Consider the following 24,992-nt stretch of genomic DNA (forward strand, 5'->3'; position numbering starts at 1 on the left):
ATTGAGCCTTTTTCATGTCGCAAAATCAAGAAATTAGCAAAAAAGAACAGTACAACCTCAACAAGTTGCAGAAGCGTCTGCGCCGCAACGTTGGCGAAGCGATTGCCGACTTCAACATGATTGAAGAAGGTGATCGGATTATGGTTTGCCTCTCCGGCGGCAAAGATAGCTACACCATGCTGGAGATCTTGCGCAACTTGCAGCAGAGCGCGCCGGTCAACTTCTCGCTTATTGCGGTTAACCTCGATCAGAAACAGCCTGGTTTCCCGGAGCATATTCTGCCTGCTTACCTTGAAGCGCAGGGAGTCGAGTACAAAATCGTCGAAGAGAACACTTACGGCATCGTCAAAGAGAAGATCCCGGAAGGCAAAACCACCTGCTCGCTCTGCTCACGTCTGCGCCGTGGCATTCTTTATCGCACCGCGACTGAATTGGGCGCAACGAAAATTGCCCTCGGCCACCACCGCGACGACATTCTGCAAACGCTGTTCCTCAATATGTTCTACGGCGGCAAGATGAAAGGCATGCCGCCGAAGTTGATGAGTGACGATGGCAAGCATATTGTTATTCGCCCGCTGGCCTACTGCCGCGAGAAAGATATTGAGCGCTTCTCCGAAGCCAAAGGTTTCCCGATTATTCCGTGCAACCTCTGCGGTTCGCAGCCGAACCTGCAGCGCCAGGTGATTGCCGATATGCTGCGCGACTGGGATAAACGCTACCCGGGCCGTATCGAAACTATGTTCAGCGCGATGCAGAATGTGGTGCCATCACACCTGAGCGATATCAACCTGTTCGATTTCAAAGGCATCAAACACGGTGCGGAAGTGGTCAACGGCGGCGACCTGGCATTCGATCGCGAAGCGATCCCGATGCAGCCGGTTGGCTGGCAGCCGGAAGAGGATGATGCCCAGCTCGATGAGCTACGGCTAAATGTGATTGAAGTGAAGTAAAAAAAAGCCTCTCAGGTCACTTACTGAGAGGCTTTTTTAATGGTGCTGGCGTTATTTCAACAAGCGCACGCGGCAGGCTTTGCCTTTGATTTTGCCGTTTTGCAGCTGCTTCCACGCCTGGCGCGCCACGCTCTGTCGCACCGCGACATAGACATGCGCCGGATGGACGGTGATCTTGCCGATATCGGCTCCGTCCAGCCCCATCTCGCCCGTTAACGCCCCCAGCACATCGCCCGGACGCATTTTTGCTTTCTTACCACCGTCGATGCAAAGCGTGGTCATCTCTGCCGCTAACGGCGCAATGGTGACATTGGCTGGCGCAGAGAGCCAGTTCAGCTTCAGGTGCAGCATTTCAGAGAGAATATTCGCCCGCTGCGCCTCTTCCGGTGCGCAAAGGCTGATTGCCAGCCCCTGATTCCCGGCGCGCGCGGTGCGCCCGATACGGTGAACGTGCACCTCCGGGTCCCAGGCCAGCTCGTAATTAACGACCAGCTCGAGGGATTTGATATCCAGACCGCGCGCGGCGACATCGGTCGCCACCAGTACACGGGCGCTGCCGTTAGCAAAACGCACCAGCGTCTGGTCGCGGTCGCGCTGCTCCAGATCGCCATGCAGCGCCAGCGCGTCCTGGCCTGCGGCGTTCAGCGCATCACACACTTCCTGGCAATCTTTTTTTGTGTTACAGAAGACCACGCAGGAGGCCGGGCGGTGAACGCTCAACAGTTTTTGCAACAGCGGGATTTTGCCGTGACGGGAGACTTCAAAAAATTGCTGCTCAATAGCCGGCAGATCGTCAACGGTATCGATCTCCACCGTTTCCGGGTTGCGCTGTACGCGACCGCTGATAGCAGCGATGGCCTCCGGCCAGGTGGCGGAAAAGAGTAAGGTCTGACGCTGGGCCGGAGCGAAGCGGATCACCTCATCAATAGCGTCGCTAAAGCCCATATCGAGCATGCGATCGGCTTCGTCCATCACCAGCGTTTGCAGGCTCTCCAGCGAGACCGTGCTTTTTTGCAGATGATCGAGCAGGCGGCCCGGCGTGGCGACGATGATATGTGGCGCATGCTGCAAGGAATCGCGCTGCGCGCCAAAAGGCTGACCGCCGCAGAGCGTCAAAATTTTGGTATTCGGCATGGAGCGCGCCAGGCGGCGCAATTCGCTGGCAACCTGATCCGCCAGCTCGCGCGTCGGGCATAAAATCAGCGACTGGGTCTGAAAACGGCTGCTATCGATGTGCTGCAATACGCCAAGACCAAATGCCGCTGTTTTACCGCTGCCGGTTTTTGCCTGCACGCGGACATCTTTTCCGGCCAGTATCAGGGGGAGCGCAGCAGCCTGCACCGGCGTCATGGTGAGATAGCCCAGTTCGTTAAGATTATCAATCTGGGCGGCGGGCAGCATGTTCAGTGTTGAAAAAGCGGTCAAAATAGAGTCTCGCGGTAAAAGGCTTCGGTTCAGCAGGCGCGTATCCTCTCAGATCTGCCCCTTTAACGCGACATTTTAATCGGCTCTTCATCGGGCGGCGGGTCCGGCAACGGCTGCGGTTTTGGAATCGGATCGGGGATCGGCACCGGGTCGTTCGGCACGGGATCGGGCGGCAGCGAATAGAGTGCATTGCGTAACGTCAGAGTAGCCATGGTGTTCTCCACTTCAACATTGTCGTTACTTTAAGGGTAGAAGCTCATGGCGCAGAGGCAAAAAAAAGCCGACTGATTAAGTCGGCGTCGTACGAATCAATTGTGCTATGCAGTAATTCAAAAAAAGGAAGTAAGACAATATGGAGCGCAACGCCCATCGCTTGACGTTGCATTCACCTGCGAGGTGAATATTGCCCTGAATAGCCGCGGCGTTTATTGACCTCGCTCAACTTAAGTGGCGTTTTAATGTTCAATTAATGTTAAAAAAGTTAAATTTTACAGCCATTTACTGCGATGCAGCCACCAGGTAACACCGCCTATCAGTAGCGCTAACGCGGCGCAGAAGATGGCAAAACCTAAGTGCCAGCCGCCGCCGGGAATGCCGCCGAGGTTGACGCCAAACAGGCCGGTTAAAAAGGTGCTGGGGAGAAAAACCATCGCCATCAGCGACATGGTATAGGAGCGTCGGGCCAGTGACTCCTGCATCACCTGAGTGATCTCGTCGGTCATCACGGCGGTACGTGCAATGCAGGCATCAATCTCATCCAGCCCGCGCCCGAGGCGATCGGCGATATCCTGCATGCGGCGGCGTTGATCGTCGCTCATCCACGGCAAACGTTCGCTGGCCAGCCGCGCAAAGACATCGCGCTGCGGTGCCATATAGCGACGCATCACAATTAACTGCTTGCGCAGCAGCGCCAGAATGCCGCGCGGTGGAACCTGCTGGTCGAGCAGGTCATCCTCGAGATCGATAATTCGGTCATGGAGTGATTCGATAAACTCGCTGGCGTGATCGGTGAGGGAATCGCAGACATCCACCAGCCAGCCGCCGCAGTCCGTTGGCCCGCTGCCCTCCTCCAGCTCGCTGACGACATCATCCAGTGCCAGCACCTTTCGCTGGCGTGTTGAGACGATCATCCGCTCGTCCATATAAACGCGCACAGCGACCAGCTGATCGGGACGTTCATCGGTGCTGCCATTAATGCAGCGCAGCGTGATCAGCGTCCCTTCACCCATGCGGCTTACTCTGGGGCGCAAACTCTCGCCCGCCAGCGCGTTACGCACGCTGTTCGGTAAGACGGGCGTCGTTTCCAGCCACTGCGCGCTCTCCTGGTTGGTGTAATTCAGGTGCACCCAGCACGGTGTTCGGGCGGTGATCTCATCATCCGCTGCCAGCGGTTTGACGCCGCCTTTGCCGTCAAGCTGCCACGCGTAAACCGCGTCCGGCACCTGCAGATCCGCTCCTTTGATAGCTTCCACTGCGCCTCCACAATCATCAGTTAGTGATGACAGTCTAGTCATGCGCCAGGGTTAAGCAATCATGACGCTGAATTTGCTAACAAATTACGACGGATTGCCATAAAAAAAGCCCGCATTGCGGGCTTTTTATTCACCTGAGGCTATTAAAACGAGTGCCAGTAATTCTCCTGTCCAGCGCTGACCGCCGTCGAAAGCGGCACACGCTGTTTCTCTGGCTGCACATCACGCTGACGCACAGGCGCTGGCTTCTCATCAACCAGACTGAATTTACTGGTGCGCTGCTGCAACTCTTCAACACGATGTTTGAGCAGATCCGACGAGCCGGCCAGTTCATCGACCACCGACACGTTGCTTTGCGTAACCTGCTCCAGCTCGGCCAGTGCAAGGGTGATTTGCGCAATTCCCTTCTCCTGTTGCAACGTGGAGACGGCGATCTCATCCATTAGCTTACTGACAATACTGGCACCGGAGACAATCTCCTGCATGTTCTGCCCGGCCTCGTTCACCACCGTCGCGCCCTGAGTAACGTTATCGGTCGTCACCGCTATCAGTGATTTGATGTTTTTCGCCGCCTCGGCGCTGCGGTGCGCGAGGCTGCGCACTTCACCAGCAACCACCGAGAAGCCTTTGCCGTGATCGCCGGCGCGCGCCGCTTCCACCGCGGCATTAAGTGCCAGAATATTGGTCTGGAAGGCGATGCCATCAATAATGGAGATAATTTCCCGCATCTGCTCCGCGCAATCGGTTATCGATTGCATATTTTTCGCCACCTGGCTCATCAACTGCCCGCCACGTTCAGCGCAGGAAGAGGCGTCATTAGCGCGGGTACTGGCAAGCCGGGTGTTATCAGCATTGTTTTTAGTGCTGGAGGCCATCTCTTCCATGCTGGAAGCAGTCTGCACCAGCGCGGCGGATTGCTCTTCCGTTTTCACTGAAAGATCGGCACTGCGCGAGGCTAATTGGGCGGAAAGACCGAGCGCGTTATCGGAAGAGAGGCGTATCTCTTTCACCAGCACGGCAATACTGGCGGATAAGCTATTGATACCAGGAATTAATCGACCGGCGCAGTTATTCCCAAACTCTGGAATAACAATCGACAGATTGCCTGCCGTTACCGCCTCAATACTTCTTTTCACAGTATTAATTGGCGTCACCAGATACTGCGTTAAATATATCCATATAAATATCAGCGAAATAATCGACACAATACTTACCGCAGCAAACAGAGGAATATTTTTCGAGAGCACGATCACTATCGCATCAACGATAACAAAAGAGACCAGCAGGTAAAAAAATATAAAGGTACGAACACTAAGATTTCTTAACATAATGAGACTCGCAGAACACCGGAGAGCGGTAGCCTCGTTATAACACTCGCTATCAGCTTTGACACGGCTAATTTGGCGCGATGACAGGTTTGCCTTAAAATACCTTAGATTTCACTTAAGTAATATAAATTAAACTTTATCGAGGCATTCACCCAGCATAAAGAACCACAAATTACGTAAAAGCAGATCCTCGCAGTGGCAATATATCATATAAAAGAAGGTTAATTACACAGACATTTCGCCTGCGCTAAATTTTTTATTTAGCCCGAATAAAGCTTATTTAAATAATTAAAGATTTCTCTTTTTATGCCGATAATAATATGTTCAATCCGCATGGAATTTTATTATTTGTCGAAATTAAACAGGCGCTGCTGCTTGTTTCCAGGCAAGCATAACGCCTCTTTCGTTTTTAAACGTGGTGCGACAATCAGTGGATGCCAAGCCGCCAGGCAAAGTCGATCTCCTCTTTCAGCTCGCTATGAGAGAGCGTAAGCAGATCTTCAAACTCCAGTTTCAACAGGTTCAGTCTCTTCAGGTATTCAGCCGGGGTGAGCGCGCTTTTGTCGCGACGCAGATATTCGATGGCCAGTTCGGTAGGGTTGAGTGGGTTCGACATAACATCCTCTTGGTTGGTTAAAACATCAGCACTATAGCACAAATGGTTGCCTCTTTTTTGACCAAAACCGGATAATTCTGCCGTAAACGTCCGCGATACGCGGTCTGCAGGAAAAATGTAAAAAGGAGTTGCATGTTCAAATGATAAAGATTATCTTTCTCATTACTGAATAGTTGAGTAACCCACTCAACTATTCAGTACGACATTGCTCACATTGCTTCCAGTATTTTTTGCCCGCTCTCTGTAGCGGGCTTTTTTTTGCCCTTTGCTCATCTGCAGCTGCGTCTCCTTTTTTCCTCCATTGTGCCTCCACAATCCTTAACTAAAATTTTCGCCATCCCTGCTCAGACAGGAAACGTTCAATAATCAATGACTTCCCCCCTTACCTCCCGTGAGGTAAGGGGGATTTTTTTATCAGTGTTTGATGATGTATAACGTACGGCTGTAGGCCACATCTTCCGGATTGGTGATGGGATAGCCCTTCAGCCACGGTTTGATCAAGCGCGCATTGGTGTACTGATAGATAGGCGCAATCGGCGCTTTGCTGGAGATGATCTGCTCTGCCTCGTTGTAATCCGCATTGCGGGCTTCCGCTGAGTTTTCCTGTGTCGCCTGATTAAACGCTTTGTCATAGGCTGCGTCGCTAAAACGCGGAATGTTGCTGCTGCTGTTGGAGGTCAACACAGAGAGAAAGGTCGATGGCTCGTTATAATCCCCCACCCAGGAGGCGCGGATAACATCGAAATTGCCGCTGTTACGGCTGTCGATATAGGTTTTCCACTCCTGATTTTGCAGCTTCACCTCCACGCCGAGATTTTTTTTCCACATCGACGCCACTGCGATGGCAATCTTTTGATGGTTCTCAGAGGAGTTGTAGAGCAGCGTCAGCTTCAGTGGTCGCTGCGGGCCGTAACCCGCCGCCTGCAGCAGGGTTTTCGCCTGTGCGTTCAGCTCGGGCTGGCTCATCTGCTCAAACGGCGATGGCTTCGGCGTAAACCCGGCGGTGACATCCGGAGTAAAGCGCCACGCCGGTTTCTCGCCGCTGCCCAACACCTTATCGGCAATTACCCGGCGATCGATGGTTAAGCTCAATGCCAGGCGCACGCGCGCATCTGCCGTCGGCCCCTTCTGGGTATTAAAAGCGTAGTAATAGGTGCCCAACTGCGGCGGCGTATAGACCTGGCCTGGGATCTCTTTTTGCAGCTTCTGGTAGAGGTTTTTCGGGAAAGATTCGGTGATATCCACACCATTCGCCAGATAGCGTTTGGTAGCCGCAGACTCCTGATTGATCGGCACAAAGGTCACGTTATTGATCACCGTTTTGCCATCGTCCCAGTATTTTTTATTGCGCACCAGCTCCAGCTTTTCATTTACTACGCGGTTGGTCAGCACAAAAGCGCCGTTACCCACCAGATTGCCGGGACGCGTCCACTCCGCGCCGCTCTCGACATTCTTTTGCTGCACCGGATAGAGCGCAAAACTGGCTGCGAGATTCGGGAACCACGGCAGCGGCTTATCAAGCTGTACGCGCAGGGTTTTGGCATCCACCGCGCTGACGCCCAGTTTGTCGACCGCCATTTTGCCATCGGTAATGGCTTTCGCATTGCTGATGCCCGCTAAGGCAGCGAAGCCAGCAAACGGGGACGTGGTTTGTGGGTTAACCAGCCGCTGCCAGCTATAGACGAAATCCTGCGCCGTGACCGGCGTGCCGTCAGACCAGCGGGCATCATCACGCAGCGTAAAGGTCCAAATGCGGTTATCACTGCTCTGCCAGCTTTGCGCCACACCGGGAATGATTTCACCCTTCTCGTTCTGATTGACCAGGCCTTCAAACAGGTCGCGGATCACCTGAATCTCCGGCAGGCCCACCGCTTTTGCCGGATCGAGGGTTGCCGGCTCATCTTTGAGGTGGCGCACCACATCTTGTTTTTCCGCAAGCGGGGTTCCTGGCGGCACATCCGCTGCAAACACGCTGACAGATAAGCCGCACAGCGCCAGCGCGCAGCAGAGTTTTGAAAATTGGTATCTCATGAAAGCCCCTTGTGATGTGCCACATCCCGCAAAAAAGATGCGGTAATTATTTGTTTTAGCTCTAAGGAATGCAAACTCATACATCAGGAAAATGATTTGCGTCGCACCGCTTTATATCCAACACTTGATTGATGAAACGCAAAAACAGGTAACTCTATGCCAGCGACACGCCCGCGCTCTCTGCGAGGAAACTTTGCCAACAGTCGTCAGCAGTATGGCGAGTCACTGCTCGGCGCCCCGCTTCTCTGGTTTCCAGCCCCTCTGGCGACGGGCGAAAGTGGGCTAATTATTGCCGGGACGCACGGCGACGAAAATGCCGCGATGGTCGCCCTCTCCTGCGCCATGCGCGCGCTCAGGAGCGATCTACGCCATCATCATGTCGTCTTGGCAGTAAACCCGGATGGCTGTCAGCTCGGTTTACGCGCCAATGCTAACGGTGTCGATCTCAACCGTAATTTCCCGGCAGCGAACTGGAAGGCTGGCGACACCGTTTATCGCTGGAACAGCGCCGCGCCCGAGCGGGATGTGGTGCTGAACACGGGAGCCACACCGGGTTCCGAGCCGGAAACCCGCGCGCTCTGTCAGTTAATTCATCGCCTGCATCCGGCATGGGTGGTTACTTTTCACGATCCGCTAGCCTGCGTAGAAGATGCGCGCGAAAGCGCGCTTGGCGAGTGGCTGGCGCAGGCGTTTTCGCTACCGTTAGTCAAAAGCGTCGGGTATGAGACGCCCGGATCTTTCGGCAGCTGGTGTGCGGAGATCAACCTGCCCTGTATCACCATGGAACTCCCGCCGGTCTCTGCCGACGCCGCCAGTGAAGATTATCTGGCAGCAATGATGTCGCTGCTGTGCTGGGATGCCGGAAGGTGAAGCTCGCCGGTAGAGAAGCGCAGCGACGGCTCGACATCTACTGCCAGCCAGGTAGGGCCATCAAGATCGGCGAAGCGCACAACGTTGACCAGCGGCAGCGCCGCCGCAATGGCGCGTGAGGTGCAGATCATGCAGCCCAGCATCAATCCGAAGCCGCGCCCGGCAGCTTCATGGGCCAGCGCCAGCGCTTCGGTCAGGCCTCCTGTTTTATCCAGCTTGATGTTGACCATCTCATAACGTCCCTGCAGTGCATCGAGGCTTTCACGCGTATGGCAACTTTCGTCGGCGCAGATCGGTAACGGGTGGATAAAGTTAATTAGCGCCGCATCTTCGCCAGCGGGCAGTGGCTGTTCGAGCATCGCCACGCCTAAATCGGCCAGCAGTTGGCATCGCGCGGCGAGGCCTTCGCTGTGCCACGATTCGTTAGCATCGACAATCAGCGTTGCCTCTGGCGCGGCGGCGCGGATCGCAACGAGACGCTCGCTAATGAGATGATCATCCAGTTTAATCTTCAGCAGCCGGGCACCGGTTTCGCTCAGGGCCGCCGCGCTGGCCGCCATCTGTTCTGGTGTGCCAATCACCACCGTTTGCGCGGTGATAACACTTTCCGGCAGGGTGACACCCGTGTAGTGCGCCAGCGAACGCCCCGCTTTGCGCGCCGCCAAATCCCACAGGGCACAATCGACGGCATTGCGTGCAGCTCCGGGCGGCAACAGGGTTTGCAATGCTTCGCGGCTGAGGCGGTTTTGCAGCTGCGGCACAATGGTCATAATCTGCGCCATCACCGACGCCTCGCTCTCGCCATAGCGCGCGTAGGGGGTACATTCGCCAACCGCTTTGATCCCGTCCTCTTCCACTTCAACCACCACAACTTTCGCTTCGCTGCGCGCGCCGCGCGAAATGACAAACGGCGAATGCAGCGGCCAGGTTTCCTCATAAACGTTCACATTTCTCATACATGCTCCTTTGACGGAATGTAAACCAGTATAGATACGAAAATTGGTTTGCCGTGGTCTCAGCCGATGGCATAAACTAGCGCCGACGTTAACTATATGTAAACAGGAAGCTATTATGTCGCAACTCGTTCATTTTCAGGGCAACCCGGTTCCCGTTGCTGGCGCTATTCCGCAGGTCGGCGCAAAAGCGCAGCCGTTCACGCTCGTCGCTAAAGATCTCTCCGATGTTGCGCTGAGCCAGTTCGCCGGTAAGCGCAAAGTGCTGAACATTTTCCCGAGCATCGACACCGGTGTCTGCGCCGCTTCCGTGCGCAAATTCAATCAGCTGGCAACAGAGATGAACAACACTGTTGTGCTGTGCATCTCTGCTGACCTGCCGTTTGCCCAGTCCCGCTTCTGCGGCGCGGAAGGCCTGAGCAACGTTATCACCCTCTCCACCCTACGCGGTGCAGATTTCCTGGATAACTATGGCGTTGGTATCTCCGATGGCGCGCTGAAAGGCCTGGCTGCACGTGCGGTTGTGGTGCTTGATGAGAACGATACGGTTATTTTCAGCGAGCTGGTGAATGAGATCACCAACGAGCCGGATTACACCGCCGCACTGGACGTGCTGAAAGACTAATAGAGTCTGTAATGAGAGAGGCCGGATAAGCATTTGTCGCTATCCGGCCTTTTTTTATCGCTACGATGTTACTCGTCGCTCTTCTTCTGGCTCAAACCATACTCACGCAGCTTGTTAGCAATCGCCGTATGCGAAACGCCAAGCCGCTTCGCCAGCTTGCGTGTGCTTGGGTAATTTCTATAGAGCTGGGTTAACACCGAGCGCTCAAAGCGGCTGGTGATATCATCCAGCGATCCCTCCATCGCATCATCCCCGACCGGCACGGTGGCCGCATCGTAATCCGGCAGCTGAATATCCTGCGCGCGCAGTTCATACCCTTCGAGCTGGGTTAAGGCGCGATAGATGGCGTTTTTCAACTGGCGCACGTTCCCCGGCCAGTTATAGCGGCTAAGCAGCTGTGTCAGATCGTGGGCGAGTTTCGGGCGCGGTACGCCCTGTTCATCGGCAAAGCGCGCCGCAAACAATTCGGTGAGCGGCACGATATCCTGCGGGCGATCGCGCAGCGGCGGCAGATTGAGAGTCAGCACGTTCAGGCGGTAGTAGAGATCTTCACGGAACAGCCCCTTCTGCACCAGCTCCACCAGGTTACGCTGTGTGGCACAGATGACCCGCACATCCACATGGACTTCGTGATCTTCGCCGACGCGGCGGAAAGTACCATCATTGAGGAAACGCAGCAGCTTCACCTGCATACGCGGCGACATCTCGCCAATCTCATCCAGTAGCACCGAACCGCCGTTCGCCTGCTCGAAAAAGCCCTTTTTGCCTTCCGGCGCATGACCAAACAGCTCGCTCTCGACAGACTCTTCAGGAATCGAGGCGCAGTTCAGCGCGAGGTAGGGTTTTGCAGCGCGCGGGCTGGAGAGATGGCAGGCGTGCGCCAGCAAATCTTTCCCGGTGCCGGTATCGCCGGTAATCAGCAGCGGCGCGCTGAGAGTTGCCAGTTTGCGCGCCTGCTCTACAACCTGGCGCATTTTCGGGCTGACGGCGACAATCTGGCTAAAAGCGCTGACATCCTGCTGGGTAATATTTTGCAGCTGACGGCCCATCCGCGCCGTCGAGCGCAGCATCACCACCGCGCCGGTCAGCACCGCCTCGCCGGTCTCCCCTTCCAGATGCACCGGGGTGATCTCCATCAGGAAGTTTTGCCCGCCGATCACCACATGTTCGTTGTGCGAATGCTGGGGATTGCCCTCAAGCCAGCGCTGGAAGTTGAAACCGGTGATTAATTGCGCCGCGTTATGGTTGAGAAGCTTATCCGGCTGTTGCCCAAAGAGCTGCGCGCTGGCGGCGTTTGCCAGTTCGATTTTGCACTTCATATCGAGGGACAGCACCGGTTCCGGCAGCGCTTCGAGCAGCGCGCTCATCGCGCGATGTTCACGCTCGGAGGGCATCCACAGCACGGTGCGGACATCGGTGACGCCCTGAATACGGCGGATCTCCGCCATCAGGCTGCTGAAGCTGGTAAAGTCGAGCGCGGCGAAATTGAGGTAGATACGCCCAATGGGATCGATCTCAATGCCGCGCAAATCAATACCGCGCAGCACCAGTAGATCAAGTAATTCGCGTGTCAGACCAAGACGGTCTTCACAAAAAACTTCAAGACGCATGGGAACCTTCACCCTTATTCATTCACGTAATGAAAGGATGATATGCCACTTAACGGTCGGCAGGAAGATGTCTGTCAACAAATATTGACAGCCAGCGGAAAAAAGCGGCGCAGCGGCGTAAAGATAAGCGCGCAGCGCCTGCTTTTTAACCCGCGGTGCCGGAGGTTTTGCCTTTCTGTAGCGTCTCTTTGACCTGAGTAATCAGCTGGCGGCGGAAATCGCCAAGCCGGGGTTTATCGCCCTCGATCCACGGCAGCGGACGGCACAACTCCATCGCTTTAATACCGAGGCGGGCGGTAAGCAGCCCGGCACCGATCCCCTGCGCCGCGCGGGCAGAAAGACGCGCAGCCAGATCCTGCGACATCCAGTCCATCCCCACTTCGCGCACCAGTTCACTGGCTCCGGCAAAGGCCATATTCAGCAGCACCAGGCGAAAAAGACGCAGGCGGCTGTAATAACCCAGCTCAATACCGTTGAGCGCGGCAATGCGGTTAATTAAGCGCAGATTACGCCAGGCGATAAAGGCCATATCGACCATCGCCAGCGGGCTGACGGCGATCATCAGCGTCGATTCTGCCGCCGAGCGGCTGATTTCACGCCGTGCCTGCGCATCGAGCACCGGCTGCACCAGATGGGCGTAGAGCGTCACGATTTCGCGGTCGCTCTGGGTTTCATGGATTGCCGCGTACCAGCGTTGCAGGGCGGGATGCGATTTATCCAGCCCTGCCTGCTGCGCCAGTTTTTCGCAAAAGGCGCGCCCTTTGCCGGTGCCGTGGCTCTGCAACAGTTCGCGCGCTTCATCGCGCTCGTGCGCCCGCTGACGTAAACGCCATAGCCGCCGCCACTCGCTGGCAATGGATCCGATGCCTGCGCCGACGATCAGCGTGCCTGCCGCGCAGCCGCCAAGCGCCACCCAGTCCTGGGTCTGCCAGGCATGCATCGCCCACTGCACACCCTGACCTATCACGGTGACGCCTGCCAGCGCCAGCCCGGCGGTGACCATTTTGCGCCATAATGTGCGCTTCGGGCGCAGCGCGGCTTCAACCACCGCTTCCGCCTGGCCCTCTTCGGGCAGTTCCTCAACGGCGACCGGGGCAAATTTCTCAGCGGCCAGCGCGTCAAAGCGCTGCGCCTGTTTAAACTGCTCCTGCGCTGGCGTCTCCAGCGGTCCGGAAAAATCGATACGCGGTTTTAGCGGCTCGGTCATCGCAATTTATCTCCCAGTAAAAACTCCAGGGCGGCATCCAACCGGATGTGCGGCAGCGGCGAGTCGACATCCATCACCTGCGGACGAAACGCCTCGAAATTAAAGCCCTGCTTCTCCCAGAATGCCTGCCCCGGCAAGCGCGCCGGCACTTCGCCGGGATAGAAGGTGAGCGGTGAACCATCGCTTAATCGGTGACCGCGTAACGCCGGAATCGTCTCGCCGTTAACCTCAATCAGGCCACTCTGCGTCGCCTGAATCGAGGCCAGCCCCATGCAATCCATGCTGATGCCTTCAAAGGCGGCATTTTGCCACGCGTCCTGAATCAGCTGTTGCAGAAGCGACACCATATTGGCGTGTTGATCAACGGTGATGTGATCCGCCTTGGTGGCGGCAAAGAGTAGCTTATCGATCACCGGCGAAAAGAGGCGGCGAAACAGCGTCCGCTGGCCGTAGTGGAAACTCTGCATCAGCTGAGTTAGCGCGAGGCGCATATCGTTAAAGGCCTGCGGGCCATTATTGAGCGGTTGAAGGCAGTCAACCAGCACGATCTGGCGATCGAATTTGAGAAAGTGGTTTTTATAAAAGCCCTTTACCACGTTGTCGCAGTAGTACTGATAGCGTTCGCGCAGCATCCCGGCGTTGGTATGCCTGCCGGCCTGCGCCAGCTTCGCCTCGCCGGTGCCGTCGACATCCGGCCACGGGAAAAATTGCAATGCCGGTGCGCCCGCCATATCGCCCGGCAGCACGAAGCGCCCCGGCTGGATAAAGTGCAGCCCTTCGCGCTTGCACTGGTGCAGATACTCAGTCCAGGCGGCGGCGATCTCCGCCAGCCGGTTCTCATCGGCGGGCGCGAGCGGATCGAGCCCGGCACAAAGCGCGCGCCACTTCTCAGACCACACCTGACGCTGCCCGCTGAGCAGGCCGGTCATCTGCCGCGACCAGTTCAGGTAATCCTGCGCCAGCATCGGCAGATCGAGCAGCCATTCGCCGGGGTAGTCGACAATTTCCAGATAGAGCGTGGAGGTCTCTTTAAAGTGACGTAACAGCGAATCGCGGGAGCGAAAGCGCAGCGCAAGGCGGATCTCACTCACGCCGCGCGTCGGAGTTGGCCACACCGGCGGCGAGCCGTAAAGCTGTGCCAGCCCTTCATCATAGGTAAAACGGGGAATGCCGAAATCACGCTGGGGAACGCGTTTAACGCCGAGCAAGCGCTCTTCGCGCACCGCGCTGAACAGCGGCAGGCGCGCGCCGGTGTGAATTGAGAGAAGTTGGTTAACCAGCGCAGTGATAAATGCCGTTTTACCGCTGCGGCTGAGGCCGGTCACCGCGAGACGTAAATGTCTGTCCATGCCGCGGTTGACCAGCGAGTTGAGTTCGTTTCGTAATCGTTCCATCGCCATGCGTATGCGCCCTTAGATCCAGAAGAGTCCTGCTCACTATGAGATATGGGCGGCGACGCAGTTGTCAACGCTTGCGCGTAACAGGCTTGTTATCAAAGCGGCGGGAGAGCTTGTCCGCCGCGCGCTTGAGAAGCGGCTCCAGTGCGAAGGCCAGCACCATTTTCAGTGGTCGACGGGCAACGGATTTTACCGCCCAGCCCGCCACGCCCGCAGGTCCAACGCGCAGTGCGGTCAGCAACACCAGTTTGCCGACCAGCTTCAGGCCGGGTTTAACATTGCGGTTTACCTGTTGCCAGTGTCGATTCATATTCACCTCTTAAAGCTGACGAAAACGGCTACGCAGCGAGAATGTATCGGATGTGACGTAGCGCTCCATCTGGCGCAAACGGCTCTCGCCGGCGGCCAGCTGCGCATCTACCGCATCCAGCAACTCGCTGTTGCTGGCCGGAACTTCACCTTCAGTGTAGTTATCCGGCAGCGGGTCGAGCGCAAAATAGAGCGCGATATAGGCGACGACGACAAAGAAAAAGAGGCCAAACAGCATCGCCAGCACGGTGATGATACGCACCAGTCTGACCTGGATATCGAGATATTCCGCAATACCGGCGCAGACGCCGCCGAGCTTGCCGCGCTGCGGAATACGCCATAATTTTTTATTCAGATTGAGGGTAGCCATCAGCGATCTCTCCAGTTTGGATGTTCTGCATCCAGAATATCTTCCAGCGCCTGGATGCGTTCACGCATCCGCGTTGCTTCATCCGTTAGTTGCAGCAAACGTTGCTGCTCATTCTGGTTAAGGGCGCCGCGTGAAGCGCGGTTGTTGTAGTGCAGCCATAACCAGACCGGTAAAACAAACAGAATGAATAACGTCAGGGGTATAGCCAGAAAAAGCGTGCTCATGTGTACTCCTTACAGGGATGCCAGCGGCATCTTCTGATGCCGCCGCTCGTTATTATTGGTTGTCCTGTTTCATTCTGGCTTTCAGTTGCGCCAGTTGCTCGCTGATTTCATCATCTGCCTGCAGATCGGCAAACTGCTGGTCCAGCGATTTTTGCTTACCAAAACCGTGGCTTTCCGCTTCGGCTTCCATCTGGTCGATACGACGCTCGAAGGACTCAAAGCGTGCCATCGCTTCATCCATTTTGCCGCTGTCGAGCTGACGGCGCACATCGCGCGAGGAGCTTGCCGCCTGGTGACGCAGCGTCAGCGCCTGCTGGCGGGCGCGGGTTTCACTCAGTTTGTTCTCCAGCTCGCCAATCTCTTTCTTCATGCGCGCCAGGCTTTCATCAACCAGCGTCACTTCCTGCTCCAGCGTTTCGATAAGCGTGGTGACTTTCTGTTTTTCGATCAGCGCCGCACGCGCCAGATCCTCTTTCTCTTTACGCAGCGCCAGTTCGGCTTTCTCCTGCCATTCAGCCTGCTGCGCGCTCGCCTGCTCAATACGGCGGGTTAACTGTTTCTTTTCCGCCAGCGCACGTGCAGAGGTGGAGCGCACTTCAACCAGCGTATCTTCCATCTCCTGGATCATCAGACGAACCAGTTTTTGCGGATCTTCCGCTTTCTCCAGCAGCGAGTTGATGTTGGCATTCACGATGTCGGCAAAACGAGAAAAAATACCCATAATCTAATCCTCTTGATTTCTGTTATCGGGCGGTGCCCTGCTGCCTGATTAATACAATCTGCGTGCCAACTTTTTATCTGTTTGATTATAAAGGAAATGAATGATTTTACCTCAACCATAACTTATACTAGAGTGGTTAATCACACCAACTTGTGGCGAATTTCATCATGGCAGAGCAGAAAGATAACCTTCTTGGCGAAGCTAACAGCTTTATTGAGGTGCTGGAGCAGGTTTCGCGCCTGGCGCCGATCGATAAACCGGTGCTGATTATCGGTGAGCGCGGCACCGGTAAAGAGCTGATTGCCAACCGCCTGCACTACCTCTCCTCGCGCTGGCAGGGGCCGTTTATCTCCTTAAACTGCGCGGCGCTGAATGAAAACCTGCTCGACAGCGAGCTGTTTGGTCATGAAGCGGGGGCGTTTACCGGGGCGCAGAAGCGCCATCCTGGCCGCTTTGAGCGCGCCGACGGCGGCACGCTGTTTCTGGATGAACTGGCAACCGCGCCGATGCTGGTGCAGGAGAAGTTGCTGCGGGTGATTGAGTATGGCGAGCTGGAGCGCGTCGGCGGCAGCCAGCCGTTACAGGTCAATGTGCGGCTGGTGTGCGCCACCAACGCCGATCTGCCGCAGATGGTGCAGGAAGGAACCTTTCGCGCCGACCTGCTCGACCGGCTAGCCTTTGATGTGGTGCTGTTACCGCCGCTGCGCCAGCGGCAGAGTGACATCATGCTGATGGCTGATCATTTTGCCATCCAGATGTGCCGCGAATTGCATCTGCCGCTTTTTCCCGGTTTTACCGAACACGCCCGCGACGTGCTGATGAACTATGCATGGCCGGGAAACATCCGCGAGCTGAAAAACGTGGTGGAGCGTTCCGTCTACCGCCACGGCAGCAGCGACACGCCGCTGGACACCATTATCCTCGACCCTTTTCGCCGCGATCTGATGGAGAAAGCGCCAGCGCTGAGGCAAGGAAGCAGCGAAACTTCGCTGCCCGAACTGCCGCTGGATCTGCGTCAGTTTCAGCTCGATCAGGAGAAAAAGCTGCTCGAGCAGGGCCTGCAACAGGCCGAATTTAACCAGAAAAGGGCGGCAGAGCGGCTCGGTTTGACTTATCACCAGCTGCGCGCCCTGCTGAAAAAGCATCAAATTCGCTGAAATCGTCGACAATAACAGCAGTTGTCCGCAGACATTTGTACGTAGCCCAGGTAAGTGCGATACACTTTGCCCATTACTTTAAAACCGTTGAAAAAATCATGCGTCTGGTTTTCTCTTCCCTGCTGTTCACCGCACTGCTGGCGACCGGTACCGCTCAGGCTGCACCGCCGCCCGCCACCGCGCCGGATATCCGCGACAGCGGCTTTGTCTATTGTGTGAATGGCCAGGTTAATACCTTTAACCCGCAAAAAGCGAGCAGCGGGCTGATTGTCGACACTCTCGCCGCGCAGCTCTACAGCCGCCTGCTGGATGTGGACCCGTATACGTATCGTCTGGTGCCGGAGCTGGCGGAGAGCTGGGAGGTGCTGGATAACGGCGCGACCTACCGTTTTCGCCTGCGCAGCGGCGTCAATTTCCAGCATACCGCGTGGTTTACCCCCACCCGGACGTTCAACGCCGACGATGTGGTTTTTACCTTCCAGCGCATTTTCGATCGCCACCATCCCTGGCATAACGTCAATGGCGACAGCTTCCCCTATTTTGACAGCCTGCAGTTTGCCGACTCGGTAGAGAGTGTGCGCAAGCTGGATAACCGCACCGTCGAGTTTCGCCTGAAAAAGCCGGATGCCTCCTTCTTATGGCACCTCGCCACCCACTACGCCTCGGTGATGTCGGCAGAGTACGCCGCGCAGCTGCAAAAAATCGATCGTCAGGAGCTGCTTGACCGCCAGCCGGTCGGCACCGGGCCGTTCCAGCTGGATGAGTATCGCGCCGGGCAATATGTTCGGTTACAACGTCACGAAAAATTCTGGCTCGGCAAACCATTGATGCAGCAGGTGGTTGTCGATCTCGGCTCTGGTGGTACCGGTCGTTTATCGAAACTGCTCACCGGCGAGTGCGATGTGCTGGCATGGCCTGCCGCCAGCCAGCTGACGATTTTGCGGGACGATCCGCGGCTGCGTTTAACCCTGCGCCCGGGGATGAACATTGCCTATCTGGCGTTCAATACCAACAAACCACCGCTTAATAACCCGGCGGTGCGCCACGCGCTGGCACTGTCGATCAATAACCAGCGTCTGATGCAGTCGATTTACTACGGCACGGCAGAGACCGCAGCGTCGATCCTGCCCCGCGCCTCCTGGGCGTACGATAATGACGCGAAAATTACCGAATACGATCCGAAACAGGCGCGCGAGCGCCTGAAAGCGCTGGGGCTGGAGAATCTCACCCTGCAACTGTGGGTGCCAACCAGTTCGCAGCCCTGGAACCCCAGCCCGCTGAAAACCGCCGAGCTGATTCAGGCGGATATGGCGCAGGTGGGTGTGAAAGTGGTGATCGTGCCGGTTGAGGGGCGCTTCCAGGAGGCGCGCCTGATGGATATGAACCACGATTTGACGCTCACCGGCTGGGCGACAGACAGTAATGATCCGGATAGCTTCTTCCGCCCGCTGTTGAGCTGCGCGGCGATTGATTCGCAAACCAACTTTGCCCACTGGTGCCAGCGCGAGTTTGATGAGGTGCTGCAAAAAGCGCTCGCCTCGCAGCAGCTGGCGTCGCGCATTGATGAGTATGATGAAGCCCAGCAGATCCTCGCCCGCGAGCTGCCGGTGCTGCCGCTCGCCTCCTCTCTGCGCCTGCAGGCTTACCGGTACGATATTAAAGGCCTGGTGCTGAGCCCGTTTGGCAGCGCCTCTTTCGCTGGCGTGTCGCGGGATAAAAAAGAGGTGTCGCCGTGATTATTTTTACTTTGCGTCGTTTGCTGCTGCTGCTGGTCACCCTCTTTTTACTGACCTTTGTCGGCTTTAGCCTGAGCTACTTTACCCCCCATGCGCCCTTGCAGGGCGCGACGCTGTGGAATGCGTGGATCTTCTGGTTTACCGGCCTGCTGCACTGGGATTTTGGCGTCTCGAGCATTAATGGACAGCTGATCTCCGAACAGTTGCAGGAGGTGTTCCCGGCGACCATGGAGCTCTGTATCCTCGCCTTTGGCTCGGCGTTGCTGGTCGGTATTCCGGTGGGGATGCTGGCAGGCGTGATGCGCGGTCGCTGGCAGGATAAAGCCATCAGCGCCGTGGCGCTGCTCGGCTTCTCGATTCCGGTCTTCTGGCTGGCGCTATTGCTCACCCTCTTCTTCTCTCTCAACCTCGGCTGGCTGCCGGTCTCCGGGCGTTTTGACCTTTTGTACGAAGTAAAAACCGTCACCGGTTTTTCACTGATTGATGCCTGGATTTCCGACTCGCCGTGGCGCGATGAGATGCTGATGAGCGCCCTACGCCATGTCATCCTGCCGGTGGTGACGCTGGCGGTGGCACCGACCACCGAAGTGATCCGCCTGATGCGTATCAGCACCATTGAGGTCTTTGAGAAAAACTACATTAAAGCCGCGGCGACGCGCGGTTTGTCCCGCTTTACCATTCTGCGCCGCCATGTGCTGCACAACGCCCTGCCGCCGGTTATCCCGCGTCTGGGTCTGCAATTCTCCACCATGCTGACGCTGGCGATGATCACCGAGGTGGTCTTTAGTTGGCCGGGGCTGGGCCGCTGGTTGATCAACGCTATCCGCCAGCAGGATTATGCCGCGATCTCCGCCGGCGTGATGGTTATTGGTTCATTAGTGATTATCGTCAACGTGCTCTCCGATATTCTTGGCGCGCTGGCGAACCCGTTAAAACATAAGGAGTGGTATGCCTTACGATAGCGTCTACAGCGAAAAACGTGCGCCCGGCGCGCTGCGTACCGCGTGGCGCCACTTTTATGGCGATCCCACCGCGATGATTGGCCTCTATGGCTGCGGCGCGCTGGCGCTGCTCTGCCTGTTCGGTCACTGGTTCGCTCCATATGGCATCGACCAGCAATTTCTCGGCTATCAGCTTCTGCCGCCGTCGTGGTCGCGCTATGGCGATGTCTCCTTTTTCCTCGGTACCGACGATCTTGGACGCGATGTGTTAAGCCGCCTGTTGAGCGGCGCAGCCCCTACCGTTGGCGGCGCATTTCTGGTTACGCTCGCCGCCACGGTGTGTGGGCTGCTGCTCGGCGTTTTCGCCGGTGCGACCCACGGCCTGCGCTCGGCGGTGCTGAACCATATTCTCGATACCCTGCTCTCGCTGCCAACGCTGCTGCTGGCGATTATTGTCGTCGCCTTTGTCGGCCCGCACCTTTCGCATGCAATGTTTGCCGTCTGGCTGGCGCTGCTGCCGCGCATGGTGCGCTCGGTCTACAGCCTGGTGCATGACGAGCTGGAGAAAGAGTATGTTGTCGCCGCCCGTCTCGATGGCGCGTCGACGATGAATATTTTGTGGTACGCCATTCTGCCAAATATCACTGCCGGCATGGTCACCGAGATCACCCGCGCGCTGTCGATGGCGATCCTTGATATTGCCGCGCTGGGCTTTCTCGATCTCGGCGCGCAGCTTCCCTCCCCGGAGTGGGGCGCGATGCTGGGCGATGCGCTGGAGCTGATTTACGTTGCACCGTGGACGGTGATGCTGCCGGGCGCGGCGATTATGGTGAGCGTGCTGCTGGTTAACGTGCTGGGCGACGGTATTCGTCGTGCCATCACTGCGGGGGTGGAGTAATGCCGCTTCTTGATATCCGTAACCTGACCATTGAAGTAAAAACGGGTGCTGAATGGGTGAAAGCGGTCGATCGCGTCAGCCTGACCCTCGCAGAAGGGGAAATTCGCGGGCTGGTGGGAGAATCAGGATCCGGTAAAAGCCTGATTGCGAAAGCGATTTGTGGTGTCACCAAGGATAACTGGCGCGTCACGGCGGATCGTATGCGCTTTGATGATATTGACCTGATGCGTCTCTCGGCCCGAGAACGGCGCAAGCTACTGGGTCACAACGTGTCGATGATTTTCCAGGAGCCGCAATCCTGTCTCGATCCCTCCGAGCGAGTCGGCAAGCAGCTGATGCAAAATATCCCGCGCTGGACCTTTAAAGGCAAGTGGTGGCAGCGCATGGGCTGGCGCAAACGCCGGGCGATTGAGTTGCTGCACCGCGTCGGTATTAAAGATCATAAAGATGCAATGCGCAGTTTCCCTTATGAGCTGACGGAGGGCGAGTGTCAGAAAGTGATGATCGCCATTGCGCTGGCGAACCAGCCGCGCCTGCTGATTGCCGATGAGCCGACCAACGCCATGGAGCCGACCACCCAGGCGCAGATATTCCGCCTGCTCGACCGGCTCAATCAGAACAACAATACAACTATCATTTTGATCAGCCATGATTTGCAGATGCTAAGTAAGTGGGCCGATCGTATCAATGTGATGTACTGCGGGCAGACGGTGGAGACCGCACCGAGTGAAGATCTTATCGCCACGCCGCACCACCCTTATACGCAGGCGCTGATCCGTGCTATCCCCTATTTTGGCAGCGCGATGCCGCACAAAAGCCGGCTTAATACCCTACCGGGCGCTATTCCGCTGCTGGAACATTTGCCGATTGGCTGCCGCCTGGGGCCGCGTTGCCCCTATGCCCAGCGTAAATGTATCGAAACACCGCGGCTTGCAGGACCGCGTAATCACCTGTTTGCCTGCCATTTCCCGCTGAATATGGAGAGTGAGTGAGATGGTTGAAACCTTGCTTGAAGTGCGCAACCTGAGCAAAACCTTCCGCTACCGCACCGGCTGGTTCCGCCGCCAGACCGTTGAAGCGGTGAAGCCGCTCAGTTTTACCCTGCGCGAACGGCAGACGCTGGCGATTATCGGCGAGAATGGCTCCGGAAAATCGACGCTGGCGAAAATGCTGGCGGGCATGATTGCCCCCACCGCCGGTGAACTGGTGATTGATGATAAGCCCCTGCATTACGGCGATTACACCTTCCGTAGCCAGCATATCCGCATGATTTTTCAGGATCCCACTACTTCGCTGAACCCGCGCCAACGTCTGTCGCAGATCCTCGATTTCCCGCTGCGTCTTAATACCGAACTCGAGCCTGAAGCGCGGCGTAAACGTATTCTGGAAACCCTGCGCATGGTCGGCCTGCTGCCGGATCATGTCAGTTATTATCCGCACATGCTGGCACCGGGGCAGAAACAGCGCCTCGGGCTGGCGCGCGCACTGATCCTGCGCCCAAAAGTGATAATTGCTGATGAAGCGCTGGCTTCGCTCGATATGTCGATGCGTTCGCAGTTAATCAACCTGATGCTGGAATTACAGGAGAAACAGGGTATCTCTTATATCTATGTCACCCAGCATATCGGCATGATGAAACATATCAGCGATCAGGTGCTGGTGATGCACCAGGGCGAAGTGGTGGAGCGCGGCAGCACCGCCGATGTGCTCGCCTCGCCGCTGCACGATCTCACAAAACGCTTAATTGCCGGCCATTTTGGCGAAGCCTTAACCGCCGACGCCTGGCGAAAGGACCGCTGAAACAAACCTTTCAGTGGTCGGATTAACGGAGACGGCGACTCATGTTAGAATCGCCGCGTTTTAACGACGCTCGCCCCAACAGAGCCGCGAGCGCCACAACAATGAATATAAGGATTAAAGCTATGGGTTTTCTTTCCGGTAAGCGCATTCTGGTAACTGGCGTAGCCAGCAAACTCTCCATCGCATACGGCATCGCACAGGCTATGCATCGCGAAGGCGCGGAGCTGGCGTTCACCTACCAGAACGACAAGCTGAAAGGCCGTGTTGAAGAGTTTGCCGCCCAGCTGGGTTCCAGCATCGTGCTGGAGTGTGATGTGGCGCAAGATGAGAGCATCGACGCCCTGTTTACTGATCTGGCGAAAGTCTGGCCAAAATTTGATGGCTTCGTACACTCTATCGGTTTCGCACCGGGCGATCAGCTGGACGGCGACTATGTTAACGCCGTAACCCGTGAAGGCTTTAAAATTGCTCACGACATCAGCTCCTACAGCTTCGTAGCAATGGCAAAAGCCTGCCGTGAAATGCTGAACCCGGGCTCCGCGCTGCTGACGCTCTCCTACCTGGGCGCAGAGCGCGCTATCCCGAACTACAACGTGATGGGTCTGGCGAAAGCGTCTCTTGAAGCTAACGTGCGCTATATGGCGAACGCGATGGGTCCGGAAGGCGTGCGCGTCAACGGCATCTCCGCTGGTCCGATCCGCACCCTGGCAGCTTCCGGTATCAAAGACTTCCGTAAAATGCTGGCACATTGCGAAGCGGTCACCCCGATCCGTCGCACCGTGACCATCGAAGATGTCGGCAACTCTGCGGCGTTCCTCTGCTCTGACCTCTCTGCCGGTATCTCCGGTGAAGTGGTTCACGTCGACGGCGGTTTTAACATCGCAGCGATGAACGAGCTGGAAATCAAATAATTCCCCGATGCCCCTTCTGACGAAGGGGCATTTTTTTATGCCTTTCTGATATTTGTTATCACCTAACAATCTTTTATCCCACCTCCCCCTTACGCCAGGATTAAGCAGCACCACCGATCCGGCACTAAAGACCTGACGTCGCCCCCGGATCGCCACTTTGAGACCAAGGAACGACCATGGAACAACGCCGGATTGCAGGCAAAAGCCACTGGTATCATGAGACCCAGTCAAGCGCCAGCCGGGTACACGCGCTACCGTTGGTTCCCGAAGCCGCGACCGTTAATGACCCCTTTCTGCTCGACCTCTCCCTGCCGGACGATCTGTATGGTGATATTGATGCCATTGCTGCGCCCGCACGGAAACTCTATGCCCTGCTCTTTCCGCAGCGGTTGCAGACGACGCGGCTGCGTACCTTCAGCGCCTACGATCGCCTGAGCACCGCGCTGACCGTGGCGCAGGTGTTTGGCGTCCAGCGTCTGTGCAACCACTACGCCGCACGGCTCGCCCCACTTGCCGCGCCCGACTCATCGCGTGAGAGCAACTGTCGGCTGGCACAAATCACACAATATGCGCGCCAGCTTGCCGCCTCGCCGTCGGTTATCGATGCCCGGGCCCGTCAGCAGCTTGAAGAGGTGGGCCTGACGCTGTTTGATATCGTGCTCTTCAATCAGATCGTCGGCTTCATCGCCTTCCAGGCGCGGGTAGTCGCCATTTTGCAGGCGCTGCTCGGGCAACCGGTGCGCTACATTCCCGGCATGGAGACGCAGCCTTACGCTGATACCAGCCTGTTTACTGACGAAAAGGCGGGCTGGCAACCGGCGATTGATTCGGTCGATCCCCGTGTCTCAAATGCCGCCCAGATGGGCTCTCTTGCCCACTGGCAGCCGCTGCCCGAGCTGCGCCAGCTTGCAGCGGTGCTGGCACATGAACATCTGCTGCTTAACGAGCTGGGCGCGATTTGCCAGCAGGTGAATGCGATTACGCCGAATAAAACTCTGGGCTGGCTGGTCGGTGCCTGCACGGCGCGCATCAATGGCAGCACCAGCTGTTTTGCTGAACGCCTGCAGCGCGGCGTTCACGCTGCCGGGCTGCGGGAAGCGCTGCGCCAGGGGGAGCCTGCTCTCAGCGCCTTTCTGGCAGATAACGATAGAGAGCGCACGCTGGTGCAGGCGGTGCAGGTGCTGACCTGTGCGCCGGACAGATTCAGCCCGGCCCAGCTTGCCGCGTTGTCTGACGCGGGGTTTAGCCCCCAGGCAGCGTTCAGCCTGCTGCTGCGCTGCGCCCTGTGCGGCTGGATCAATCGGCTGAAGATCGCCCTCGGCTAGCCAGTGTCGTGAAGGCAGATACGGGGCGGCGCGCAGAGAGATTTTGCTGAAACAGCGCTTGCTGCAACAGGCGGAATCGCGTAAAACTGTCAGCCGCTCTTTTAGCCACGAAAATA

Annotated in this window: 25 protein-coding genes; 11 read left to right on the forward strand and 14 right to left on the reverse strand. The window is 56.8% G+C overall.

What is annotated here, in order from left to right; translation table 11 throughout:
• Window positions 1-14: 14 nt before the first annotated feature.
• Window positions 15-950, forward strand: a complete 936-nt coding sequence (gene ttcA / locus HF650_RS11985) for a tRNA 2-thiocytidine(32) synthetase TtcA (RefSeq protein ID WP_187798880.1) — start codon at window positions 15-17, stop codon at window positions 948-950.
• A gap of 51 nt (window positions 951-1,001) precedes the next feature.
• Here ttcA and dbpA read toward each other — a convergent pair whose 3' ends face one another.
• The 6 genes from dbpA to HF650_RS12015 form a co-directional block, all read right to left on the reverse strand.
• Window positions 1,002-2,375 carry an ATP-dependent RNA helicase DbpA gene (dbpA, locus tag HF650_RS11990; RefSeq protein WP_187798881.1) on the reverse strand — a complete coding sequence of 458 codons (1,374 nt, stop codon included), beginning with the start codon at window positions 2,373-2,375 and terminating at the stop codon, window positions 1,002-1,004.
• 62 nt (window positions 2,376-2,437) lie between these two features.
• A complete protein-coding gene (locus HF650_RS11995) occupies window positions 2,438-2,587 on the reverse strand; it encodes a hypothetical protein (protein ID WP_023478653.1) in 150 nt (49 codons plus the stop codon).
• Window positions 2,588-2,863: 276 nt separating this feature from the next.
• Window positions 2,864-3,847 carry a zinc transporter ZntB gene (gene zntB / locus HF650_RS12000; RefSeq protein ID WP_187798882.1) on the reverse strand — a complete coding sequence of 328 codons (984 nt, stop codon included), beginning with the start codon at window positions 3,845-3,847 and terminating at the stop codon, window positions 2,864-2,866.
• Between the two features lie 143 nt (window positions 3,848-3,990).
• Window positions 3,991-5,175, reverse strand: a complete 1,185-nt coding sequence (locus HF650_RS12005) for a methyl-accepting chemotaxis protein (protein WP_187798883.1) — start codon at window positions 5,173-5,175, stop codon at window positions 3,991-3,993.
• Between the two features lie 427 nt (window positions 5,176-5,602).
• The gene (locus HF650_RS12010; protein ID WP_023478583.1) at window positions 5,603-5,791 is read right to left on the reverse strand and encodes a YdiH family protein; all 189 of its coding nucleotides are present in this window, start codon (window positions 5,789-5,791) and stop codon (window positions 5,603-5,605) included.
• 414 nt (window positions 5,792-6,205) lie between these two features.
• Window positions 6,206-7,822, reverse strand: coding sequence for a peptide ABC transporter substrate-binding protein (locus HF650_RS12015; RefSeq protein ID WP_187798884.1), 1,617 nt, complete (start codon window positions 7,820-7,822; stop codon window positions 6,206-6,208).
• Window positions 7,823-7,978: 156 nt separating this feature from the next.
• On the opposite strand from HF650_RS12015, the gene mpaA reads away from it, so the two are divergent.
• Complete coding sequence (gene mpaA / locus HF650_RS12020) at window positions 7,979-8,692, forward strand: murein tripeptide amidase MpaA (RefSeq protein WP_187798885.1); 714 nt, start codon at window positions 7,979-7,981, stop codon at window positions 8,690-8,692.
• On the opposite strand, the gene ycjG is transcribed toward mpaA, so the two are convergent.
• A complete protein-coding gene (gene ycjG, locus HF650_RS12025; RefSeq protein ID WP_187798886.1) occupies window positions 8,644-9,648 on the reverse strand; it encodes an L-Ala-D/L-Glu epimerase in 1,005 nt (334 codons plus the stop codon). The two genes, mpaA and ycjG, sit on opposite strands and share 49 nt — an antisense overlap.
• 115 nt (window positions 9,649-9,763) lie before the next feature.
• Here ycjG and tpx point away from each other — a divergent pair, with 115 nt between their 5' ends.
• On the forward strand, window positions 9,764-10,270 hold the full coding sequence (gene tpx / locus HF650_RS12030; protein WP_187798887.1) for a thiol peroxidase: 507 nt from the start codon (window positions 9,764-9,766) through the stop codon (window positions 10,268-10,270).
• Window positions 10,271-10,338: 68 nt separating this feature from the next.
• Here the strand turns inward: tpx and tyrR are convergent, their stop codons facing one another.
• From tyrR to pspA, 7 genes are all read right to left on the reverse strand, one after another.
• Window positions 10,339-11,880, reverse strand: coding sequence for a transcriptional regulator TyrR (tyrR, locus tag HF650_RS12035; protein ID WP_187798888.1), 1,542 nt, complete (start codon window positions 11,878-11,880; stop codon window positions 10,339-10,341).
• Between the two features lie 145 nt (window positions 11,881-12,025).
• Window positions 12,026-13,087 carry a TIGR01620 family protein gene (locus HF650_RS12040; RefSeq protein ID WP_187798889.1) on the reverse strand — a complete coding sequence of 354 codons (1,062 nt, stop codon included), beginning with the start codon at window positions 13,085-13,087 and terminating at the stop codon, window positions 12,026-12,028.
• Entirely contained in the window at window positions 13,084-14,481 is a 1,398-nt protein-coding gene (locus tag HF650_RS12045) for a YcjX family protein (protein WP_187802672.1), read from the reverse strand. The genes HF650_RS12040 and HF650_RS12045 overlap by 4 nt, the downstream gene beginning before the upstream one ends.
• Window positions 14,482-14,551: 70 nt before the next feature.
• Complete coding sequence (gene pspD / locus HF650_RS12050) at window positions 14,552-14,794, reverse strand: phage shock protein PspD (protein WP_187798890.1); 243 nt, start codon at window positions 14,792-14,794, stop codon at window positions 14,552-14,554.
• Between the two features lie 9 nt (window positions 14,795-14,803).
• The gene (pspC, locus tag HF650_RS12055) at window positions 14,804-15,163 is read right to left on the reverse strand and encodes an envelope stress response membrane protein PspC (protein WP_023478705.1); all 360 of its coding nucleotides are present in this window, start codon (window positions 15,161-15,163) and stop codon (window positions 14,804-14,806) included.
• Complete coding sequence (gene pspB, locus HF650_RS12060; protein WP_023478697.1) at window positions 15,163-15,387, reverse strand: envelope stress response membrane protein PspB; 225 nt, start codon at window positions 15,385-15,387, stop codon at window positions 15,163-15,165. Before pspB ends, pspC begins: the two co-directional genes overlap by 1 nt.
• Before the next feature lie 52 nt (window positions 15,388-15,439).
• The gene (gene pspA / locus HF650_RS12065) at window positions 15,440-16,108 is read right to left on the reverse strand and encodes a phage shock protein PspA (RefSeq protein ID WP_124968220.1); all 669 of its coding nucleotides are present in this window, start codon (window positions 16,106-16,108) and stop codon (window positions 15,440-15,442) included.
• Between the two features lie 167 nt (window positions 16,109-16,275).
• Between pspA and pspF the strand changes: the two genes are divergently transcribed.
• From pspF to HF650_RS12105, 8 genes are all read left to right on the forward strand, one after another.
• On the forward strand, window positions 16,276-17,265 hold the full coding sequence (gene pspF, locus HF650_RS12070) for a phage shock protein operon transcriptional activator (RefSeq protein ID WP_187798891.1): 990 nt from the start codon (window positions 16,276-16,278) through the stop codon (window positions 17,263-17,265).
• Between the two features lie 98 nt (window positions 17,266-17,363).
• Window positions 17,364-19,001, forward strand: coding sequence for an ABC transporter substrate-binding protein SapA (sapA, locus tag HF650_RS12075; RefSeq protein ID WP_187798892.1), 1,638 nt, complete (start codon window positions 17,364-17,366; stop codon window positions 18,999-19,001).
• A complete protein-coding gene (gene sapB / locus HF650_RS12080) occupies window positions 18,998-19,963 on the forward strand; it encodes a putrescine export ABC transporter permease SapB (RefSeq protein ID WP_187798893.1) in 966 nt (321 codons plus the stop codon). Before sapA ends, sapB begins: the two co-directional genes overlap by 4 nt.
• Window positions 19,950-20,840, forward strand: a complete 891-nt coding sequence (gene sapC / locus HF650_RS12085) for a putrescine export ABC transporter permease SapC (RefSeq protein ID WP_023478710.1) — start codon at window positions 19,950-19,952, stop codon at window positions 20,838-20,840. The genes sapB and sapC overlap by 14 nt, the downstream gene beginning before the upstream one ends.
• Window positions 20,840-21,832: a putrescine export ABC transporter ATP-binding protein SapD gene (gene sapD, locus HF650_RS12090; RefSeq protein WP_187798894.1), complete on the forward strand. Its 993-nt coding sequence runs from the start codon at window positions 20,840-20,842 to the stop codon at window positions 21,830-21,832. Before sapC ends, sapD begins: the two co-directional genes overlap by 1 nt.
• A gap of 1 nt (window position 21,833) precedes the next feature.
• Window positions 21,834-22,640 carry a peptide ABC transporter ATP-binding protein SapF gene (gene sapF, locus HF650_RS12095; protein ID WP_187798895.1) on the forward strand — a complete coding sequence of 269 codons (807 nt, stop codon included), beginning with the start codon at window positions 21,834-21,836 and terminating at the stop codon, window positions 22,638-22,640.
• A gap of 122 nt (window positions 22,641-22,762) precedes the next feature.
• The gene (gene fabI, locus HF650_RS12100; RefSeq protein WP_023478625.1) at window positions 22,763-23,551 is read left to right on the forward strand and encodes an enoyl-ACP reductase FabI; all 789 of its coding nucleotides are present in this window, start codon (window positions 22,763-22,765) and stop codon (window positions 23,549-23,551) included.
• Window positions 23,552-23,727: 176 nt separating this feature from the next.
• The gene (locus tag HF650_RS12105; protein WP_187798896.1) at window positions 23,728-24,876 is read left to right on the forward strand and encodes a CMD domain-containing protein; all 1,149 of its coding nucleotides are present in this window, start codon (window positions 23,728-23,730) and stop codon (window positions 24,874-24,876) included.
• Window positions 24,877-24,992 lie beyond the last annotated feature (116 nt).

The organism is Kosakonia sp. SMBL-WEM22 (genome assembly GCF_014490785.1).
Taxonomy (GTDB): Bacteria; Pseudomonadota; Gammaproteobacteria; order Enterobacterales; family Enterobacteriaceae; genus Kosakonia.

Coding starts and splice junctions, on each gene's coding strand:
- ttcA (WP_187798880.1), top strand. CDS start 15: ATGTCGCAAAATCAAGAAATTAGCAAAAAAGAACAGTACAACCTCAAC.
- HF650_RS11995 (WP_023478653.1), bottom strand. CDS start 2,587: ATGGCTACTCTGACGTTACGCAATGCACTCTATTCGCTGCCGCCCGAT.
- HF650_RS12005 (WP_187798883.1), bottom strand. CDS start 5,175: ATGTTAAGAAATCTTAGTGTTCGTACCTTTATATTTTTTTACCTGCTG.
- HF650_RS12010 (WP_023478583.1), bottom strand. CDS start 5,791: ATGTCGAACCCACTCAACCCTACCGAACTGGCCATCGAATATCTGCGT.
- HF650_RS12015 (WP_187798884.1), bottom strand. CDS start 7,822: ATGAGATACCAATTTTCAAAACTCTGCTGCGCGCTGGCGCTGTGCGGC.
- mpaA (WP_187798885.1), top strand. CDS start 7,979: ATGCCAGCGACACGCCCGCGCTCTCTGCGAGGAAACTTTGCCAACAGT.
- ycjG (WP_187798886.1), bottom strand. CDS start 9,648: ATGAGAAATGTGAACGTTTATGAGGAAACCTGGCCGCTGCATTCGCCG.
- tpx (WP_187798887.1), top strand. CDS start 9,764: ATGTCGCAACTCGTTCATTTTCAGGGCAACCCGGTTCCCGTTGCTGGC.
- tyrR (WP_187798888.1), bottom strand. CDS start 11,880: ATGCGTCTTGAAGTTTTTTGTGAAGACCGTCTTGGTCTGACACGCGAA.
- HF650_RS12040 (WP_187798889.1), bottom strand. CDS start 13,087: ATGACCGAGCCGCTAAAACCGCGTATCGATTTTTCCGGACCGCTGGAG.
- HF650_RS12045 (WP_187802672.1), bottom strand. CDS start 14,481: ATGGAACGATTACGAAACGAACTCAACTCGCTGGTCAACCGCGGCATG.
- pspD (WP_187798890.1), bottom strand. CDS start 14,794: ATGAATCGACACTGGCAACAGGTAAACCGCAATGTTAAACCCGGCCTG.
- pspC (WP_023478705.1), bottom strand. CDS start 15,163: ATGGCTACCCTCAATCTGAATAAAAAATTATGGCGTATTCCGCAGCGC.
- pspB (WP_023478697.1), bottom strand. CDS start 15,387: ATGAGCACGCTTTTTCTGGCTATACCCCTGACGTTATTCATTCTGTTT.
- pspA (WP_124968220.1), bottom strand. CDS start 16,108: ATGGGTATTTTTTCTCGTTTTGCCGACATCGTGAATGCCAACATCAAC.
- pspF (WP_187798891.1), top strand. CDS start 16,276: ATGGCAGAGCAGAAAGATAACCTTCTTGGCGAAGCTAACAGCTTTATT.
- sapA (WP_187798892.1), top strand. CDS start 17,364: ATGCGTCTGGTTTTCTCTTCCCTGCTGTTCACCGCACTGCTGGCGACC.
- sapC (WP_023478710.1), top strand. CDS start 19,950: ATGCCTTACGATAGCGTCTACAGCGAAAAACGTGCGCCCGGCGCGCTG.
- sapD (WP_187798894.1), top strand. CDS start 20,840: ATGCCGCTTCTTGATATCCGTAACCTGACCATTGAAGTAAAAACGGGT.
- sapF (WP_187798895.1), top strand. CDS start 21,834: ATGGTTGAAACCTTGCTTGAAGTGCGCAACCTGAGCAAAACCTTCCGC.
- fabI (WP_023478625.1), top strand. CDS start 22,763: ATGGGTTTTCTTTCCGGTAAGCGCATTCTGGTAACTGGCGTAGCCAGC.
- HF650_RS12105 (WP_187798896.1), top strand. CDS start 23,728: ATGGAACAACGCCGGATTGCAGGCAAAAGCCACTGGTATCATGAGACC.